Source organism: Azospirillum sp. B506 (genome assembly GCF_000333595.1).
Taxonomy (GTDB): Bacteria; Pseudomonadota; Alphaproteobacteria; order Azospirillales; family Azospirillaceae; genus Azospirillum.
Genome location: NZ_BADK01001015.1, coordinates 1 through 17,595 on the forward strand (window position 1 = coordinate 1; position 17,595 = coordinate 17,595).

Genomic DNA, 17,595 nt, shown 5'->3' on the forward strand with positions numbered 1-17,595 from the left:
CAGCCGGGCGACAAGCCGCTGCCCGACGAAGCCGCCCGCGCCGGTGACGAGCACCTTCATCGCGCCGCACCCTGCTGCGGAGCGGTGCCATCGGCGGCGACGACGCGCTGGTCGATCACGCCGAACAGCGGGCCACCGTCGTCGCCCCTGGCCTCCATCCGCACGCGGTCGCCGAAGCGCATGAAAGGAGTGCTTGGCGCGCCATGCTCGATGGTCTCGATGGCGCGGCGCTCGGCGATGCAGGCCGATCCGACGCCGGGTTCCGCGCTCGACACCGTGCCGGAACCGACGATGGTCCCGGCATGCAGCCGGCGGGTGCGGGCGGCATGGGCGATCAGCTCGAAGAAGCTGAAATTCATTCCGCCGCCGTTGGGATGGCCGAACCAGTCGCCATTCCAGTCGACCCGCAGCGGCAGATGCACCCGCCCGTCGCTCCAGGCCCGGCCAAGCTCGTCCGGCGTCACCGCAACCGGCGCGAAGGAGGTCGACGGCTTGGTCTGGAGAAAGCCGAAGCCGGTCTTCATCTCGCGCGGGCCGAGGGCGCGCAAGCTGACGTCGTTCAGTTGCAGGACCAGCTTCACATGGCCTGCGGCCTCGGCGGCGGTGCAGCCCATCGGCACATCGTCCACCATCACCGCGAATTCGCCCTCGAAATCGATCCCCAGCGTCTCGTCGGGCAGCGGCAGGTCGTCGTGGGCGCCGAGGAAATCGTCGGAGGCCCCCTGATACATCAGGGGGATGGTGGCGGCATCCGCGATCGGCGGCAGATTGTAGGCCAACTGCAACAGCCGGCCATGGTTGAGGAAGGCGGAGCCGTCGCACCATTGGTAGCCGCGCGGCAGCGGCGCGTGTGCCTGCGCGGGATCGAAGGGGAAGGCGCCGTGTGCCGTACCGGCCTCCAGCGCGGCGGCCAGTGTGCGCAGCGGTGCCTCGCACTCCGCCCAGCGTTCGATGGCGTCCTGCAGGGTGGCGGCGACGGGGCCGGCATCGACCGCGCGGGTCAGGTCGCGGGACACCACGACCAGCCGGCCGTCGCGCCGCCCGTTCTTCAAGCTGGCGAGTTTCATGACATCCGGTCTCCTGCCGGTCGGAGGGGGGATCAGATCGGTTGGGCGGTCAGTTCCACCATCTGCCGGACGATGGGGGAGCGGTCGATGTCGACCCTGTTCATCTCCCACTCGCCGATCTGGATGGAGGTCTCGGCGATGTATTTGCAGCGCGGCAGGCGGCGCTCCATGTAGCCGGCGAAGACCCGCTCCAGCGGTCCGCCGCGTTCCAGTTCTTCCGCGAGGACCAGCACATCCTCGATCGCCATGCCGGCGCCCTGGCCGAGATGCGGGGTGGTGGCATGGGCGGCATCGCCGATCAGCACGACACGGCCGCGATGCCACGGCTCCGGGGTGAAGACCACCTCCAGCGGCTTGTAGACGACGCCCTCGGGGTCGGTGATTTCCCCGCGCAGTTCGCCGATCAGCCCGCCGAAGCCCGCCAGCCGTTCCCGCATCAGCGCAGGCAGCTGCGCGGTTTCCATACGCGGATTGCCCGGCTCGACCGAGGTCACATACATGTACATTAGGTCGTCGGCCAGCGGCACCAGCCCGGCATTGGCGTCCGGCCCGGTGAAGGACATCAGATGGTCGACTTCCGGCCGGCGGCGGAAATTGTAGCGCCAGACCGACTGGCCGGTGAAGCGTGGCCGCACCGCATCGCCCCACAGCATGGCGCGCACCTTGGAGAACAGCCCGTCGGCGCCGATCACCAGCCCGTAGCGCTCGCGCCGGCCGTCGGTGAACAGGACGTCCACCCCGTCCCCGTCGTCATCCAGCGTTTCGACGGTGACGCCGAGACGCAGCGAGGCGCCCAGCTCGGACGCCGCCGCCACCAACACATTGTGCAGCGCCCGGCGCGACACGCCGACATTGGCCGGATATCGGGACCGGCAAGCCGGTGGCCCGGAATGGTGGCGATGCGCCCGCCATCGGTGCGGTAGATGCTGACAGTATCGAAGCTGTAGGCGGTGTCGAGGAAGCTGTCGAGAATGCCGAGCTGGGCGATGGCCCGCACCACGTTGCACTGCACGATGATGCCGACGCCATAGACGGTCCACTCCGGCTTCACCTCCACCAGATCGACGGCGAAGCCACGGCGGCGCAGCGCGATGGCCGCGCTCAGTCCGCCGATGCCGCCGCCCACCACCAGGATCTTTTCGACGGGTTTCATGCTTTTCGTTCCCTCCGGAGACCGGCGGATTCGCCGCCGACCCTTGGCCCATTCCTTGTTTCCCAGGCTTTTTGCGTCCTGCTCTGACGCGTCATTTCCGCGGCGGCAGGAATTCCTTGTAGAACTCCACGTCCCACGGCACCTCTTCCTGCATGAAGTGCGGCATGGAGTGCATCCAGGTCGCGGTGCCGAAGCGGAACTCCCACTCGCGCGGGATCCAGTTGTCGTCGAGATAGTCGCTGTCGGCCCCATATTCGGCCTCGCCGCCCGCCGGGCAGACCAGGTAACAGAACAGGGCCGAGGCGATGCGGTGGCGGCCGGTGCCGAGGAAACCGTGCTTCCAGCCCTGCCGGGTCATGTGGTTGGAGCCGACCATCACCTCGTCGATGTCCTCGACGCCGAAATTGCAGTGGTGGAAGGCGGGGCGTCCAGGCATGCCCGGCAGTTTGCAATCGGCCAGGAACATGTTGTGGTGATCGTTGGCACCGTCGCAGCGCGTGTAGATGCCGACCTCCTTCTGGTGGTCGGACAGGCGGAAGTTCAGCCGGTCGCGGAAGAAGGCGAAGCTTTTCCAGTAATCCTCCACCGCGAAGACGACATGGTTCAGCGTCTTGGGCCGGGCGCGCCGCTTCCATTTGCGGTGCTGGTTCAGGCGGCCGACATGGCCCGGCGCGTTCAGCGGATCGGGAGCGTAGACCACCTTCTTCCGGTTGAAGACCCGCAGACCCACCGGCAGGTCGCAGTCGGTGCGGAAGCGCGCCGCCCCGTCCGGCCCGACCGTCACCTCGCGGTCGCTGCCGAGGTCGCGGACCAGGCGGTCGAAGCTCTCCTGGCTGTCGACGCCCCAGATGGTTTCCTTCACCCCATAGCCCTCGTAGGTCCCTTTCGGAACGCTGGGATGCCCATAGGGGCGCAGGAGGACGGTTGAGCCTTCATCGAGGCGGAAGACGCTTTCCTCCGCGCTGCGCGACAGCAGCGGAAGCCCGAAATCCTCGAAGAAGCGGGTGCTGAGGTCGAGATCCTCGACCCCGTACAGGACTGTGTCGATGCCGACGATTGGCATGATAAGCCTCCTGATCTGGTGGCGTGCGACCATCACGGATTCGTGACCCGACAGGGCAACGGGCGTCCGGGCAAGCCGGGGGCGTGGCGCCCGAAGGCGCGGCAAGGTCTGCGGAGATGGAAGTCACGGAGCGGCGGTCAGAACGGTCGCTGGCAACTGTTCGTTGGCTGGACTGTCATTCGATACTGCACATTGGCCGGACTGCTGACCAATGATCTGTTCCGATGCGATGCATCGGTGAAACCGATGCATCGCCGCTGGCCGCTCGCCGCCGGCGATGCCTTGGATGACGTCAAACTGGCGGCAGGCCCGGCATCGTGTTCAGAAGCTGTGCCTCCACCCCACGGATCGCACTGATGTCGAAGCCGTCCATGTCGGCGCGGAAGGCATCGCTCTGCATGTAGGCGGCGTTCACCGCGGCGATGTCGGACCCTGGCGCGAAGGAGACGAGAGCGACGACGCGAGGCGGCATATCCGGGTCAACGACACGCCACACGCCATGGACGGTGATGCCGAAGGCGGGCAGGCTGTCGAGATGACGAGGCCAGTGGACGGACAGGTAACGCTCTGCCGCCTCGGCGGTGGCGAGCGTATAGGTGCGAAGTTGGAACATGGCTGGCCCTTTGCTGTGAAGGCTGGTCAATCGGCGATCAGTGTACCGCCATCGACGACGAGCGTCTGCCCGGTGACGAAGGCGCCCGCCGGGCTGGCGAGGAAGAGGACGGCACCGGCCACCTCCTCCGACCGGCCCATGCGGCCGAGCGGCGTGCGGTCGAGCCGGCGGCGCAGCGCTTCCGGCTTCTCCTTCAGCGGTCCGGCGAAGGCGGTGTCGATCAGGCCGGGGGCGACCGCGTTGGCACGGATGTTCGCCGCCCCCCATTCCACTGCCAGATTGCGGGCGAGCTGCGCGTTGGCCGCCTTGGTCAGCGCATAGACGCCGAGATTGCGGTTGCCACGCAGGCCGGCAAGGCTGGACATGATGACGATGGAGCCGCCGCAACGCTCCGCCATGAGCGGCGCGGCGAGGGAGCAGAGCCGGACGGTGGCATCGAGGTTGATCGTCATCATCGTCCGGTAGGCATCGTCCGACACCTGCGCGCTCGGCCCTTCCTCCAGCGTGACGCCGGCGTTGGCGACCAGACTGTCGAGCCGGCCGAACCGATCCAGGGCGGCGGACAGCAGGGCGGACAGATCCTCCCGCCGCCGGACGTCGCAGGCCACGGCCAGGGCCGTCAGGCCCCGGTCGCGCAGCCCGGCCGCCGCGGTTTCGCAAGCCGGTCCGTCCTCGCTGGACAGCACAACCGCCGCCCCGGCGAGCGCCGCCTGTTCCGCCACAGCCAGCCCGATGCCACGGCTGGCGCCGGTGACGACCATCACCTGCCCGTCCAGTCGGAACAGCGGGCTTCCGCCGCCCTCGTCATGCACCGATGTCATGAACACACATCTCCGTTGAAACGGTCAGAGCTTGAAGCCGAAATTCACCCACAGGGCATTGCCCTGGGTGCGATGCTCGGCCACCAGTTCGCGCTGCCAGGACCCGCTGACCTGCAGACCCGGATTGAAGCTGTAGGTCAGGGACGGACCGATGGCGAAGGCTTTGCCGCGGTTGCCGTCCGACCCGACGCCGGTCCCCTTATCGTCGGTGAACTGCTGATAGGCGTAACCGACCAGACCGACCTTGGTCGGACCAAAATTCCAGCCGACCGCGTAATCGACATACAGCTCGTTGCCGGAGGTGTAGTCGGTCGCCGTGTTCTTGGTGTTGAAGACCACGCGGGGCACGACGGAGAGTTCAAAGCCCTCCGGGTCGAAGTATTTGTAGCCGAGCGTCGGCTGGAGGGACCAGTGGTTGGTACCGATGTTGAGCGCGTTCTCTTTCTTGTAGCGGCCGGTGGGGCCGGTGAAATCCAAGCCGACGACCAGATTGTGGGGACCGAGATGCCACGTAAGACCCAAGGTGCCGGTCATGTCGGCGACCGAATTCTGGGTGTCTCCATGGCCCATGACGCTGAGATTGCCGTGGACGAGCGGCACCACCAGCTGGGTCACAACGTCGGCGCCCGCCACCTTGAGGTCGGTGACGTGCAGGATACGGATGGTTTCCGCGTAGGTCTTGATCGAGAAATCCATCGGGATCTTGTTGCCGTTTCCGTCATTGAGACGGTTGGCGCTGTAATAATTGGACTGCGACAGTATGTAGGTGCCGGGAATCGGCGGGAAGCCCGCACCGTAGAACTGCGAGGCGCCCCCCTGGTAGGATGAGTTTCCACCTTCGGTTGCCCAGGCCGATGCGGCCGTCAAAGTCAGAACTCCGGACAAAGCCGCGACTGCGACGGACGAACGGAGCTTGAGCCGACGGCCGATCTGCAAACCAAGAAAATGTCTCATCGTTTCCTTCCTGTATTTTCTATTTGTTGTTTTCGGTTTTTCTTTTGTATTTTCGGCCGGGCGGACGGCTAGTGCGCCGGGAGTCCCGACGGGCCTCCCGTTCGATACCGCACACCGGAACCGGTGCGTCAAACCTGGAGTCTGTCTCGTGCCTATTGAAGCACCAGACAGACTCTAAGCTTTTGGTTTTTCCGTGTGATTCACGCTTCAAGCGATTCCGCTTGAACCGATCACACTCTAGGAAAGGTCGCGCATAGGGGTGCAACGACCGGCAACCGCTCAATCGCCGGTTCGCGTCCCGCGAAGAGTCACGGCAGCAGCGACAGCCAGCAGGAGAGACAAGACGGCGAAGACCTTGATGGCAGGCACCAAACCGCCGAGGACGTTTTCGACGGCACCCACGCTGAGCGGACTGAGGAACTGGCCGATGAACACGGCGGCCATGAAAACGCCGGTCCCGCGTCCGCGCATATCGAAGGGCAGCCCGGCCATCGCCATTGTCAGCAGCAGCGGCAGAGCGATGCCCCAGCCAAAGCCATGCAGGACCGCGCCGGCGACCACTCCCGCAAAGTCCTGAGCGAGAACCAGCGTCAGCAGCCCCACGCCCATGCAGGCGAAGGCAGCAGCAGCCGGCATCGTTCCCTTACGTGGCAGCCGGCGGAAAAGCATCGCGCCGACGAGAATGGCGATGCTGCCGGTTGCCGTCGCCAACCCGATCTGCTGTGGCGAGGTGATGCCCCGCATGGACAGGAGAAAGCCGATCTGGATCGGCATGATGTAGAAAAGCAGGCTCGCCGCCAGGGCGAGCAGACCAACGATGGCGAAGCGCCGCCACGGAAAACCGGCAGAACCGTTGGCCGCATTGGCGGCCTCTCTGGGAGGCTCCTCCACCAGCAGCAGGATTGCCGGGACGACGAGAACCGCCAGACCATAGACGGCAAAAGGTGTCCGCCAGTTCTGCTCGCCCAACAGCCCGCCGATCACGATCAGCGGGATCGACGACAGGGAGGCCACCACCGACTGCATCGCCAGCCAGCGCTCACGCTCGCGGCCCTGGTTATGGTCGCAAATCAGTGCGGTCGAACAGGTCATCACCGCCGCTTCGCAGATCCCCAGCAACGCCCGGCTCAGGATGATCGCGGGCAGATGGTCGAGCCAGATCGGCGCCACACCGCAGACGGCATAGACCAGCAGGGCGGCGACGAGCAGGCGCTTGCGGCCGAACCGGTCGGCCAGCCATCCGGCGAGCGGCGAGAACAGGGCCAGCATCAGCGCCGGGATCGTGATGGCCACCGGCACCAGCAGCCCGGCATTCGGATCGGCGCTGAAGGCCCGGGTGATGTCGGGAATGACCGGAGCGACGAGAACCGCCGCCATCACCGGCAGAATGACTGGCAAAATCAAAGACATGGATTGCGCGGTGGCGGCGCGCGACGGCACCACCCGCACCACGGCATCGGACATCATGCTCCCTCCCAAGGACGCGGTCCCGCACGGCCGGCATCGGCGGCCATGGCGGTCGAATTTATGATTGTTGGTGGAAAGCGGCAGCGATGCCGACCTTTCAAATCCGGCGGCCATCTTGTGCGGCCGTTGTATCATCAGTTTACAAAGCTGTTTGTGATGCGTGAAATCTTTCCTGCCGATGCGTCATATCGTCTGGACGGATGGATGGCCGGTTGCGCTCCTGTGGTTCGCTCGGATTTGGGGGCTTCGCCCCGCCGGCGACCATGCGGTCAGGTGCGCCGCGTCCCGCGTATGGCGGCTCTGCCGATCATGCCGGCGCTGGCCTGTCCGGTGAGTTGGTCGCCGTCGACCCCGACCTCGATCCTGAGCGTCACCTTGAACGGCTTCACCAACTGCATGGACCAGGTGAGCCTGTCGCCATCGATCCTGCCGTTCTGCAACGGCATGGAGATGCCGTTCTTCAGATTGGTCATCTCTCCGGACAGCGTGCCGTCCGGTGCGCTGCGCATGACGAGTTCGTGTGGATCCTTGCCCACGGGCGTGCTGACGGTGCAATCCCAGATGCCGTCGATCGCCGAGGAGGGGGCAGTCGCCGGGAATGCCGGCGCGGCGGAGGCTGCCCCCTTGTCTTCGACGCTGAAGTGATGACGGTGTTCCTGGAGCCAGGTCCGCAACGTGCCGGGCTTGCGCCCAAGGGTGCGTTCCAGGAATTGGTTGGGCACCCACACGGGCGCGTTCGCCTCCTCGTAGAGGAAGAAATTCCACAGATAGTCGGGCACGCCCGGCGGCACCAGCCCGCTGTCGACGAGCGGCTTGAAATAGCCGTCGAGGGCCTCGCGGCTGCCATCGTGACGGATGCGGCGCAGGAACACCTCGCTCATCATCCGGGCGACCTCCGACGTCCGCAGGGGTGCCTCGCCATTGTTCAGCGTATAGAATTGACCGACATGGCGTGCGTCGTCGGATAGGATCAGCCGAGCCGCCGCCTCGCCGACCTCCCGCGGGTCGACATAGGCAACCAGCCTGTCGGGCCAGGGCAACAGGCTGTCCTGTTGCAGCGGGGGGATCATGCGCAGGAAATTGTCCATGTAGCTGGCACCCACATTGAGGTAGGTGACAGGCATCTCCGCATCGTCCAGCACCTGCCTTGCGATCGGATGCTGGATCTCGAGCCCCAGACCGAAGTCCCGCAACGGCTGCGGGATCCGACGCAGATTGGTGTCCGGCTGCATGCCGACGACGCGCAACATGTGAATCAGACAACCCGCCTTGCGGATGGCAGCCACCAGATTCGACATGGCCGGCTCTTCCGGCAGGCCCGTCGTGGTCAGAACCAGCAGCCCTTCGATACCCTCGACCGCCGCATCCAGGCTGGCCTGCTCGAAATAATTCGCTTGTACGACCTCGATGCCGAGGTGGTCGTCGCGAAGCCGCTCCACCTTGTGAGGGCTGGACCCGATCAGGGCAGCCGGATCTCCGGCGCATGGAACCGCAGATAGCGGGCCATGGGACCGCCGATGTAGCCGCTGGCACCGAAGATCGCGCCACTCTTCGGAATCGGCTTGCTGAAGGACGGCACGGTCATGACTGGGCCAATCTCCTGGGGCGTCGATCTGTTATGGCCACGCACAGGCGCGGCGCGGCCATGGGAAGCTGCTTAGAAGGCGGGCTTGACGTTCAGGGTCAGCGTCTGCCAGTTCGTGTATTCCGCCAGACCGTCCAGTGCGTTCTCGCAGCCGAGGCCGGATTCCTTGTGGCCGCCGAACGGCTGATCGGGCGAATATTGGTGGATTTCGTTGCACCAGACCGTTCCGGCTTCCAGCCTTTCGGCGATGCGCTGCACAACGTCGAGATCCCGGCCCCAAACCGACGCGCCCAGCCCGTAACGGGTGGCGTTGGCCCGGGCGACGACATCGGCTTCGTCCCGCCACTTCAGCACAGGCAGAACTGGCCCGAAGGGTTCTTCGGCGACGATGCGCGAATCCTCCGGCGGGTTGTCCACCAGCGTCACCGGAACGAACCAGCCGGGCGCATCGCGGTCCACCCGGCCGCCGCCGGCGAAACGATAGCCCTGGGTGATACAGTCGTCGATGTATTCGCAGACCTTCTCATACTGCGGTCCGTTCTGGATCGGCCCCAGCATGCTGTCCGGATCGGCGCCGTTGCCCACCTTGACCGTCTTCGTATAGGCGACCAGCTCCGCCAGCACCTCGTCATAGATCGACTCATGGACGTAGAGCCGCTTGGTCGCGTTGCAGAATTGGGCATTGTTCTGGAAGCTTGCCCAGAACAGTTGCGGAGCGATGGCCTTGGGATCGACGTCCGGCAGCACGATGGCTGGATCGTTGCCGCCCAGTTCCAGGGTCAGCCGCTTGAGCGTGCCGGCCGCGGAGCGCATGACATGCTTGCCGGTTTCGGTATGGCCGGTGAAGGCGATCTTGTCGATGCCCGGATGGGCCGTCATCCATTTGCCCAGATCGTCGCCGCCGGTCACGGCGCTGAAGACGCCGGGGGGCAGGAACTCCCGGCACAGTTCGGCCAGTTTCAGCATGCACAGCGGGGTGAAGGGCGACGGTTTCACAATGATCGTGTTGCCCGCCACCAGGGCCGGCGCGATCTTCCAGATCGACAGCAACACCGGGAAATTCCACGGCGTGATCGCTCCGACCACGCCGAGCGGCGTGCGGCGGGTGACGACCCGTCTGTCGCCGTCGTCGACCAGCACCTCGTCGGCGAGGGACTGTCCGGCCACCGCGCGGCACCAATGGGCGGCACCCAGGATTTCCCATTGCGCGCCCGGCCGCGGCTTGCCCTGCTCCCTGGTCAGCAAGGCCACGAAGCTTTCGGCATTCGCTTCGATTGCCTGACCGATCCGGTGGACGGCGGCCTGACGCTCGGCCAGGGGCGTCAGGCTCCAGCTTTTGAAAGCGGTCCGGGCCGCGCTCACCGCGGCGGCGAATTGTGCCTTGCCCGCATCGGGAACCTCGGCGATCCGTTCCCGCGTGGCGGGGTTGAGGACGGCAAAGGAGGCCGGCGCATCCACCAGGTCTCCGCCGATCGTCATGCGGTAGTTCGTGTCGAAATCCATCGTCATTCCTCCCGGAAGATTCATTCGGTTACGCGTCGAGGCGCTTCAACTCCCGCCGCATGATTTTTCCCGTGCTCGTCTTTGGCAGATCGTCGACGAACAGGATCTGCCGCGGCACCTTGTAGGCGGCGAGGTGAGCACGGGCGTAGTCGAGGATGTCCTCGGCGGTGACGTCGGCACCGGCCTTGCGGACGATGTAGGCTTTGGCGATCTCGCCCTTCGCCTCGTCGGGTTGCGGTCCGACCGCGACCAGGGCGACGGCGGGATGGGCGGAGAGGACACGCTCCAGTTCGGCGGGATAGATGTTGAAGCCGCCAGTGATGATCATGTCCTTCTTGCGGTCGACGATGTAGATGTAGCCGTCTTTGTCGGTCCGCGCCAAATCCCCGCTGTGCAGCCAGCCGTCGGCGGTGATGGTGTCGCGCGTCCCCTGCGGATTGCCGAAATAGCCCTGCATGACGATCGGCCCGCGCACCATCAGCTCGCCGACTTCGCCGGAGGGCAGCGTGCGGGACGGGTCGTCGGCCGCCGCGATCCGGCATTCCACGCCGGGCAGCGGCACACCGATCGAGCCGTGGCGCCTTTCGCCGTAAAAGGCATGGGTGGTGCCCAATCCGGCAATCTCGGTCATGCCCCACAGCTCGATCAGCGGGCAGCCGAACTCGGCTTCGAAGGCTTCCATCTTCGCGACGGGCATCACCTGCCCGCCGACCGTGCACAGCCTCAGGGACGAGACGTCGTAGTTCGCACGCTCCGGATAGGCCAGCAGGTACATGTACATGGTCGGGACGCCGTCGAACATCGTGGCCCGATGGGTCTGGATCGCCTCCAGCGCGTCCCGTTCGTTGAACTTCGGCAACAGCACCAGCGTCATGCCGTACCAGAAGGCGGCGTTCATCACCACGTTGCCGTAGACGTGCGAACAGGGCAGCGCCGACACCACTGTGTCGCTGTCGTTCCGCGCATGCATCACCGCGGTCATGGCGGTGGATGTCAGGACGTTGCGGTGGCTCGTCATCGCCCCCTTGGGATGGCCGGTCGTACCCGAGGTGTAGCCGATGGTCGACAGGCTGTCGGGATCGACCGCCACCGCCGGGATGTCGAGCGAACCGGTCAGCAGATCGGCGAAGGGGATCGTTCCGTCCATCACGGCGTCGCCGAACAGGACGATATGGTCGACACGGGTCTGGTCGCGGATGGCACTCAGGGCATGGCCCTTGTCGCCCGAGGCGATGACAGCCTTGGCACCGCAGTCGTTGGCGACGAAGACCACTTCCTCCGCCGTCAGCATGACATTGATCGGGTTGACCGCCGCCCCGGTTCTCAGGATGCCGTAATAGCTGACGATCCATTCCCAGCAGTTCGATGCATAGAGCGTCACCACGTCGCCGCGGCCGACGCCCCGCCGGCTCAGGCTGTCGGCGACGCGGCTGGACAATGCGTCCAGATCCGTGAACGAAAAACTGCGCCCGCCCGTCACCAGGGCGGTCTTGTTGCCATAAACCGCCGCCGCATAGGGCAGCACCGCACCCAGGTTCCAGGTACGCGCCGGTCTGCTCATTGTGGTCTCCTCATCGAATCCGGGGTTGGGGCGTGGACGCCACCCTGAGCCGCGCGTTCACATGCCCTTGGTGCCAACCACACGCGACATCAGCTCAAGCACCGGCCGGGACAGGATCACCGGCTTCAGCATCGGCAGCGCGGTTGCCACCAGCTTCGGCACGACGGGAAGGACATATTCGTTGGAGCGCGACGCATTGCCGGGGTCGAGCCGGTTCTTCACCTGACGGATGTAGCGTTGCGGCGCGCCGATCGACTCTCCCTGCAACTCCATCACCGGCCCGAGGCCGAGCGCCATCAAGCCGACCGGATCCTTCCAGCTGATTGCGAAGTGATCGAACAGCGCGCGAGCGGCGGCGATGCGCGCCGGCTTGCTTGCCGGGTCGAAGTTGATGATGTTCTCCGTCCAGAGATAGCGGCCCTCATGCGGCCAGGACCAATGCTCCTCGCGTCCGCCTTCGACCAGCTTGCCGCCGGGCAGGCTTCCGCCCGCGAGACACTCCTGCCCGGCCTCCATCGCCCGCGGCAGGAAATGGAAGGAGTCGAGCACGCCGAACGAGGTGGTGATGCCGCCCGAGGGCCTGAGGACACGGGGAACGAACTGCGAGGTGAACAGATTGCGGAACAGCACCTCGGCATGCTCGTCGGCCAGCTCCAGAATGCGGCCGCCGGTGCGCTGCACGATCTCGTTCACCACACCCATGCGCCACGCGTGTTCGGCCGGCGAGCGCGACAGCGTCATCAGCGTCCAATTCTTGTCGTTGGACGGCTGCGCCACCTCCGGCAGCGTGCCGCGCTTCACCTGGTCGACGTAGTCGGCGTTGCTTCCCGTCACCGTCCATCCGATATGGTCGGGCGGCATGCGCAACATGGCGAAGCAGAGATTCTCGTCGAGCAGTTCGAAGGTAGCGGCGCGGTGGCTGTCCCAATCCGGCCATACCGCATGCAGGAAGCCGGCATTGTCCGGAATGCGCAGACCCAGCTGGGGAAGGCGGCCGGTCGGCTCCAGCGGCCCGGTCACCGGCACGGGATACAGCTTGTAGCCGATCCTGGTGAAGACCCCCAGTCCGCCGGCCGCCCCGCAGAAGCCCCGGATCATGCCGCGCACGCCGGGGCCGGGACCTTCGCCGGCGAACCAGCCGCAGCCGGAACCGGCGGTGCCACCGCGCACGATGTCGCCCTGGGGCGTGACCCACTCCCACGACAGCAGGTTGCGGGCGTTCATGCTGGTGCCCTGCGAGGTGACGCCCACCCCCAGCAGCGATGTGGCGGAGGCCAGCGGCGAATGGGCGGGACCGGCTCCGACGATGTGGCAGGTCAGGCCATGCTTCAGCGCTTCGGCCTGAAGTGCTCCGGCGATGGCGTAGGGGCCGATGATCGCCATGCGGTTCCTGGCATCGATCTCCAGCCCATTCATCCGCCTCAGGTCGATCACGACCGTCTCGGGAGAACAGGCGTTGCTCATCGAGCCATAGCCAGTGGAGTGCGCCTTGTAGTGAAGCTTATGGCGGAGGCAGCATTTGACCACCGCCGCGACCTCCTCCGTGCTCCCCGGCAGGACCACGGCCACCGGCCAGATGCCGGAGAATTTCTCCGCTCCCGGCACCTTGCCGACGCCGGTGTTCCAGGCGTGGGCCGACAGCATCGCCGGGTCGGTGCTGATATGGCGGGCGCCGACGATCCGCTCCAACTCGCCGCGCACCGGGACCGGAATTTCGATTCTCTTGCTCATGGGGGCGCTCCTGGGGTCAACCGGCCAGCGCCGGGGCGGGTCGAAGGGCTTGTGCAAGCAGACCAAGCAAATCCTGCATCTGCACGGCGCTGCCGGCATGCTCGGCCAGATGGCTGGTGCAACCGGTGCAGGCGCTGACCAGGATCGACGCGGTGCTGTCCTGCACTTCCGCAAGCCGGTTGCGGGCGGCCAGCGCCGCCGCCTCCGGCACCGTTTCCTTGACTCCTCCGCAGGCCCCGCAGCAGTAGCTGGAGGCATGGTGGCGCTCCAGTTCCACCAATTCCACGCCCATGGCGCGCAGAAGCGCGCGGGGCGCCTCGTAGCAGCCGCCATTGCCGAAGCGCAGAGCCGAGGGTGTCCGCGACACCAGGATGCCGGACATCTGGTTGTCGAGACCGGAGTCCTGCGTCCCTCTCGGCTCGCTCAACCGCCCGAGCTTGCACGAGTCATGGTAGGCGACCGGCCGGCCCTGCAGGTCGGGCAAGGGGGCCAGGGACAGGCGCCCCTGCTGCACCAGTTCCCAGAGATATTCGGTGATGTGCAGGACGCGGATCGATCCGAAGGACAGCCCGAAGCGCGGATGGATGGAGCGGAATGCCGACAATGCGGCGGCGGAGAAGGTCACCAGCGTGCCGGCTCCCGTTTGCTGGGCCTGCTCGATCAGTTCCTGCGCCAGTGTCCGCGCCTCGTCGACGTAGCCGAGGTCGAAGGCGAGACCGCCCGACGACCCTTCCTCGGTCCCCAGATGGGTCATGGCGATGCCGACGCGATGAAGCGTGGCGACCACAGCGCGCAACGCCGGCCAGCCAGCCGGTTCATAGGCGAGGCCGCTGCCGATGTGCAGCAGAGTCTCCGCCTTCCCCGTTCCATCGAACGCAAGTCCATCGGCCCAGTGGGCACGCTCTGTCCGTGGATGACCGCGGGAGTTTCCCGATCGGTGCAGTGCCTCCATCATTTCCCGGTGCGGAGCCGGCGAATGCCCGTCGCTCACCAGCTTCGCGCGCAGGGCATACAGGGAGTCGAGCGGCTCGACCGTTTCGGCGAAGTTGATCTTGCACGAGACGTCGCAGTTGCCGCACATCGTACAACTGGCGACTGCGCCGGCCATCTCGGCGGAATGCGGCACGTTGCCGTCGAGCAGGCCGTAGGCCATGATCAGCTGGCCACCGCCGCTGTAGGCGTGGAACTGGCCGTAATCGATGCTCGGACAAGCCGAGGCGTGCCGCTGGCTCTTGGGCATGGCGATGAACTTGCATTGGGAACAGCGGGTGCATCGCGCCAGGAAGTCGCGGCGGTCCTCAAGTGTTTGGGGGGAGTGCATCCTGCGGCCTCTCACGGTTTTCCCATCGGCCGGGACGGCTTCCGGCCGGGTGATGCTGATGTCGGTTGTGGCGAATTGTCGCCGGGGGCCAATTCAGGCCGCGGTTGACGGTGCGCTTGCTGTGGCACCGGCAGGAAACCGCCGTGTCCGACGCGGTCGTTCAGGAATAGGGCAGACGGTTGGGGTTCATCACCCCGGCAGGGTCGAGGATCGATTTGGTCAACGCCATCATCGATTGGATACCGTCGTCATGCCGGTAAGCCAGATCGGACCACGCGCCATAGGGCCGACTGAAGAAGGCGCCGGCATCGGCGCAGCGGTCCGCTGCAACCTGCCACGCAGCAGCGGACCGCTGCGTGTCGTCCGCCTTGTGCGGATCGTAGGGAAGCGTGAATTCGATGTGGCCGTACACGCCCTGTGCCATCGGCTGGATGTAGACGCCAAGCGGCAGATGCCCGAGCCCCGCCTTCGCCAGCCCGTCCCGCACCAGCGGCACGAAGCCGGCGGCACGGTCCAATTGCTGCAGGAAGAACAGCTCCCGGTGTCCACCCATTGCGCGGTCGCGGAACGACGTCGGCTCGGCCACGCGCAGTGCCTGCCCCAGCGCGGTCGCCGCATGGCCCGCCAGCGAGGCGGCAAGCACCGTGCCATGCTGTTCCGCGCCGGCTTGCAGATCAGCCTGCTGCCAAGCCATCTTTTCCTCCGGAGCCTGCCGTCCTGCCGACAGGCCGACGAACAGGGTCCAGGCGGGAAGCGCGACGGACAAGGACGCGAAGGCGCCGGCGTCCCGCGCCAGCAACAGCGCAAGCTGCACGCGGTCGACGATGAACAGGGCGTTGCCGAGCCGGCGGTGAAGCAGCTCCCTCGCAAGATCGATCACCGGTTCCAGGGCATCGGCACTGGCGAACCAGCCTTGCTCCATCGTGGGAATGCGTTCGCAATACAGCGCCGCCCAGGCCATGAGTCCCAGGGTGCCCTGCGCGCCCTGCAACACACGAAGAAGGTCGAGGTTGGTCGGACCGATCGGCATCATCTGCCGATGCCCCCGCGCCAGTTGTTCAGCCAGCGTACCTTCTATGGCGGCACCGCCGGTGGGGGCGCAACGCCCGTTGCCAAGCACCAGAAGGGTGCCGCCGAAGGGATCGGCCACATCCCAGTGATCGTTGGCGTTGATCAGGGGCTCGCGTTCGAGAAAGCTGGCGACGACGGATTTGCCGGCTCGCGGCGACAGCGGCCGCATGGCTCGCAGGCCATAGGGCCGCAGCAGGTCGTCGACGGTGCCGAAATCGACACCCGCTTCCAGAATGGCGATCTTGTCACGGTCATCGGCATGACAAAGCCGGTTCATGCCCGAGAGATCGGCGATCACCACATTGTCCCGTGCGGGAACCGTATCGCCGCGACGCCGGCGGCCGGTGGACGAAACCGGAACGACACCGGTTCCAGTGTCGTTCGCCCAGCGTATCAGGCTTACGATTTCGTCCGTGCTCCGCGGTTTCAGGATGGCGCGGGGGACATACCCTCGGGGCGTGTCGCTGTCGGAGGCGAAGGACCGAAGCTCCGCCCCGTCGACGCTGCACGTGATGCCTGCGGGTGTATGGAGACGGTCGGCGTTTTCAATGAATGCGATACCCACGTTCCTCTCCTCTGGAGCCGCCGGTTCGAAGCCGATACCAATCGTGCTGCGATGCCGGTATCGTTATATGCGCCCCTCGGATTGACTGTCAGCCGGGCCAACAGTTCGAATTGCCGCCGGTATCGTTCATGGACGCGCTCAGCGAGATTCTGAAATCGATCAAACTGCATCACAGCGCGGTGGGATCGCTGCGGTTGAGTGCGCCGTGGGGGTTGTACAATGACGATTTCGACGCACCGACCGCCTACGGCCTCGTCGATGGTCCGCCCTGCTGGCTGTGCCTGCCTGGACAGCCGCCCGTACGGTTGGAACAGGGCGATATCGTGCTGTTCGCAATGGGCCGCTACTCCCTGTCATCGTCCGCCGACGGGCCATGCACGCATTTCTCCGAAGCCTGGAAGGCGAACGGATTGCCGGATTTCGAGCCTGACCAGGAGCCGGAATCGCCGCTGTTGCTGGAATGGGGCGGCGGCGGACCGGTCACGCGACTGCTGGGCTTGGCGTTTGGACTGCCGAGTTGGCACCGCAATCCGCTGCTGGCCGCATTGCCGGGTATGATCGTGGTCCGCAACGGACAGTCCGGCGCGTTTCCGTGGGTGGCATTGGCGGTCGAGTTCCTATCGGCCCGCGATGCGAACGCCCCCGGCTTCGCCGCCACGGCCCGCGTGCTGGCCGAACTGATGTTCCTGAGCACACTCAGAACTCACCTGCTGAACGGAAGCGGCGCCATCCGAGGCTGGCTGCGCGGACTGACCGACACCGGCATTGCATGCGCACTCAAGGCGATCCATGCGAAGCCGGGAATCAAATGGACGGTCGCCTCGCTGGCGCAGACAGCCGGACTGTCGCGAACGATCTTCGCCACGCGCTTCGCCGAACTCGTCGAAGTCTCGCCGATCGAATATCTGTCGCAATGGCGGATGCATCTGGCCGCGGAGAGCATCTTGCAGTCGCGGCCCAATCTGACCCAACTGGCCTTTGAACTCGGCTATGCGTCCGATGCGGCTTTTCGGGATGCCTTCAAGCGCCGCTACGGCGTGCCGCCGTCACGCTATGCCGAACACTCCGATGTGATGGACGGCCCTTCCACCTGATCTTGCGCTGGTTCGGTGGACACCTC

15 protein-coding genes and 1 pseudogene are annotated in these 17,595 nt (G+C 65.8%); 1 reads left to right on the plus strand and 15 read right to left on the minus strand.

The features are described 5' to 3' along the window. Window positions 1-56: 56 nt before the first annotated feature. The 15 genes and pseudogenes from I71_RS31215 to I71_RS31275 all read right to left on the minus strand — a co-directional run bounded on the left by I71_RS31215 (window position 57) and on the right by I71_RS31275 (window position 16,475). The gene (locus tag I71_RS31215) at window positions 57-1,067 is read right to left on the minus strand and encodes a fumarylacetoacetate hydrolase family protein (protein WP_042703513.1); all 1,011 of its coding nucleotides are present in this window, start codon (window positions 1,065-1,067) and stop codon (window positions 57-59) included. Between the two features lie 32 nt (window positions 1,068-1,099). Beyond that, the gene (locus I71_RS40330; protein ID WP_199902299.1) at window positions 1,100-1,882 is read right to left on the minus strand and encodes an FAD-dependent monooxygenase; all 783 of its coding nucleotides are present in this window, start codon (window positions 1,880-1,882) and stop codon (window positions 1,100-1,102) included. A 170-nt stretch (window positions 1,883-2,052) separates the two neighbouring features. Further along, window positions 2,053-2,220: pseudogene (locus I71_RS41170) on the minus strand (NAD(P)-binding protein); the annotation flags it as partial. A gap of 91 nt (window positions 2,221-2,311) precedes the next feature. Beyond that, the gene (locus I71_RS31225; protein WP_042703515.1) at window positions 2,312-3,283 is read right to left on the minus strand and encodes a VOC family protein; all 972 of its coding nucleotides are present in this window, start codon (window positions 3,281-3,283) and stop codon (window positions 2,312-2,314) included. A 292-nt stretch (window positions 3,284-3,575) separates the two neighbouring features. After that, window positions 3,576-3,896, minus strand: a complete 321-nt coding sequence (locus I71_RS31230; RefSeq protein WP_042703518.1) for an NIPSNAP family protein — start codon at window positions 3,894-3,896, stop codon at window positions 3,576-3,578. Between the two features lie 26 nt (window positions 3,897-3,922). Then, window positions 3,923-4,717, minus strand: coding sequence for an SDR family NAD(P)-dependent oxidoreductase (locus I71_RS31235; protein WP_042703520.1), 795 nt, complete (start codon window positions 4,715-4,717; stop codon window positions 3,923-3,925). A gap of 24 nt (window positions 4,718-4,741) precedes the next feature. Continuing rightward, the gene (locus tag I71_RS31240) at window positions 4,742-5,584 is read right to left on the minus strand and encodes a transporter (RefSeq protein WP_042703522.1); all 843 of its coding nucleotides are present in this window, start codon (window positions 5,582-5,584) and stop codon (window positions 4,742-4,744) included. A 366-nt stretch (window positions 5,585-5,950) separates the two neighbouring features. After that, entirely contained in the window at window positions 5,951-7,135 is a 1,185-nt protein-coding gene (locus I71_RS31245) for an MFS transporter (RefSeq protein ID WP_042703556.1), read from the minus strand. 272 nt (window positions 7,136-7,407) lie between these two features. Then, a complete protein-coding gene (locus tag I71_RS35360) occupies window positions 7,408-8,577 on the minus strand; it encodes an NmrA family NAD(P)-binding protein (protein WP_049976425.1) in 1,170 nt (389 codons plus the stop codon). A 20-nt stretch (window positions 8,578-8,597) separates the two neighbouring features. Continuing rightward, window positions 8,598-8,723, minus strand: a complete 126-nt coding sequence (locus I71_RS40750) for a hypothetical protein (RefSeq protein ID WP_280109931.1) — start codon at window positions 8,721-8,723, stop codon at window positions 8,598-8,600. 72 nt (window positions 8,724-8,795) lie between these two features. Then, window positions 8,796-10,226 carry an aldehyde dehydrogenase family protein gene (locus I71_RS31255; protein WP_042703524.1) on the minus strand — a complete coding sequence of 477 codons (1,431 nt, stop codon included), beginning with the start codon at window positions 10,224-10,226 and terminating at the stop codon, window positions 8,796-8,798. 28 nt (window positions 10,227-10,254) lie between these two features. Beyond that, the gene (locus I71_RS31260; RefSeq protein ID WP_042703526.1) at window positions 10,255-11,787 is read right to left on the minus strand and encodes a class I adenylate-forming enzyme family protein; all 1,533 of its coding nucleotides are present in this window, start codon (window positions 11,785-11,787) and stop codon (window positions 10,255-10,257) included. A gap of 57 nt (window positions 11,788-11,844) precedes the next feature. Next, entirely contained in the window at window positions 11,845-13,518 is a 1,674-nt protein-coding gene (locus I71_RS31265; protein WP_042703528.1) for an FAD-binding oxidoreductase, read from the minus strand. A 16-nt stretch (window positions 13,519-13,534) separates the two neighbouring features. Continuing rightward, window positions 13,535-14,839, minus strand: coding sequence for a (Fe-S)-binding protein (locus tag I71_RS31270; RefSeq protein ID WP_042703530.1), 1,305 nt, complete (start codon window positions 14,837-14,839; stop codon window positions 13,535-13,537). Window positions 14,840-14,999: 160 nt separating this feature from the next. Then, window positions 15,000-16,475, minus strand: coding sequence for an FAD-binding oxidoreductase (locus I71_RS31275; protein ID WP_083897483.1), 1,476 nt, complete (start codon window positions 16,473-16,475; stop codon window positions 15,000-15,002). Window positions 16,476-16,603: 128 nt separating this feature from the next. Here I71_RS31275 and I71_RS31280 point away from each other — a divergent pair, with 128 nt between their 5' ends. Continuing rightward, complete coding sequence (locus I71_RS31280) at window positions 16,604-17,569, plus strand: AraC family transcriptional regulator (RefSeq protein WP_042703534.1); 966 nt, start codon at window positions 16,604-16,606, stop codon at window positions 17,567-17,569. Window positions 17,570-17,595 lie beyond the last annotated feature (26 nt).

Coding starts and splice junctions, on each gene's coding strand:
- I71_RS31225 (WP_042703515.1), bottom strand. CDS start 3,283: ATGCCAATCGTCGGCATCGACACAGTCCTGTACGGGGTCGAGGATCTC.
- I71_RS31255 (WP_042703524.1), bottom strand. CDS start 10,226: ATGGATTTCGACACGAACTACCGCATGACGATCGGCGGAGACCTGGTG.
- I71_RS31245 (WP_042703556.1), bottom strand. CDS start 7,135: ATGTCCGATGCCGTGGTGCGGGTGGTGCCGTCGCGCGCCGCCACCGCG.
- I71_RS31235 (WP_042703520.1), bottom strand. CDS start 4,717: ATGACATCGGTGCATGACGAGGGCGGCGGAAGCCCGCTGTTCCGACTG.
- I71_RS31260 (WP_042703526.1), bottom strand. CDS start 11,787: ATGAGCAGACCGGCGCGTACCTGGAACCTGGGTGCGGTGCTGCCCTAT.
- I71_RS31230 (WP_042703518.1), bottom strand. CDS start 3,896: ATGTTCCAACTTCGCACCTATACGCTCGCCACCGCCGAGGCGGCAGAG.
- I71_RS31270 (WP_042703530.1), bottom strand. CDS start 14,839: ATGCACTCCCCCCAAACACTTGAGGACCGCCGCGACTTCCTGGCGCGA.
- I71_RS31265 (WP_042703528.1), bottom strand. CDS start 13,518: ATGAGCAAGAGAATCGAAATTCCGGTCCCGGTGCGCGGCGAGTTGGAG.
- I71_RS31280 (WP_042703534.1), top strand. CDS start 16,604: ATGGACGCGCTCAGCGAGATTCTGAAATCGATCAAACTGCATCACAGC.
- I71_RS31215 (WP_042703513.1), bottom strand. CDS start 1,067: ATGAAACTCGCCAGCTTGAAGAACGGGCGGCGCGACGGCCGGCTGGTC.
- I71_RS40750 (WP_280109931.1), bottom strand. CDS start 8,723: ATGACCGTGCCGTCCTTCAGCAAGCCGATTCCGAAGAGTGGCGCGATC.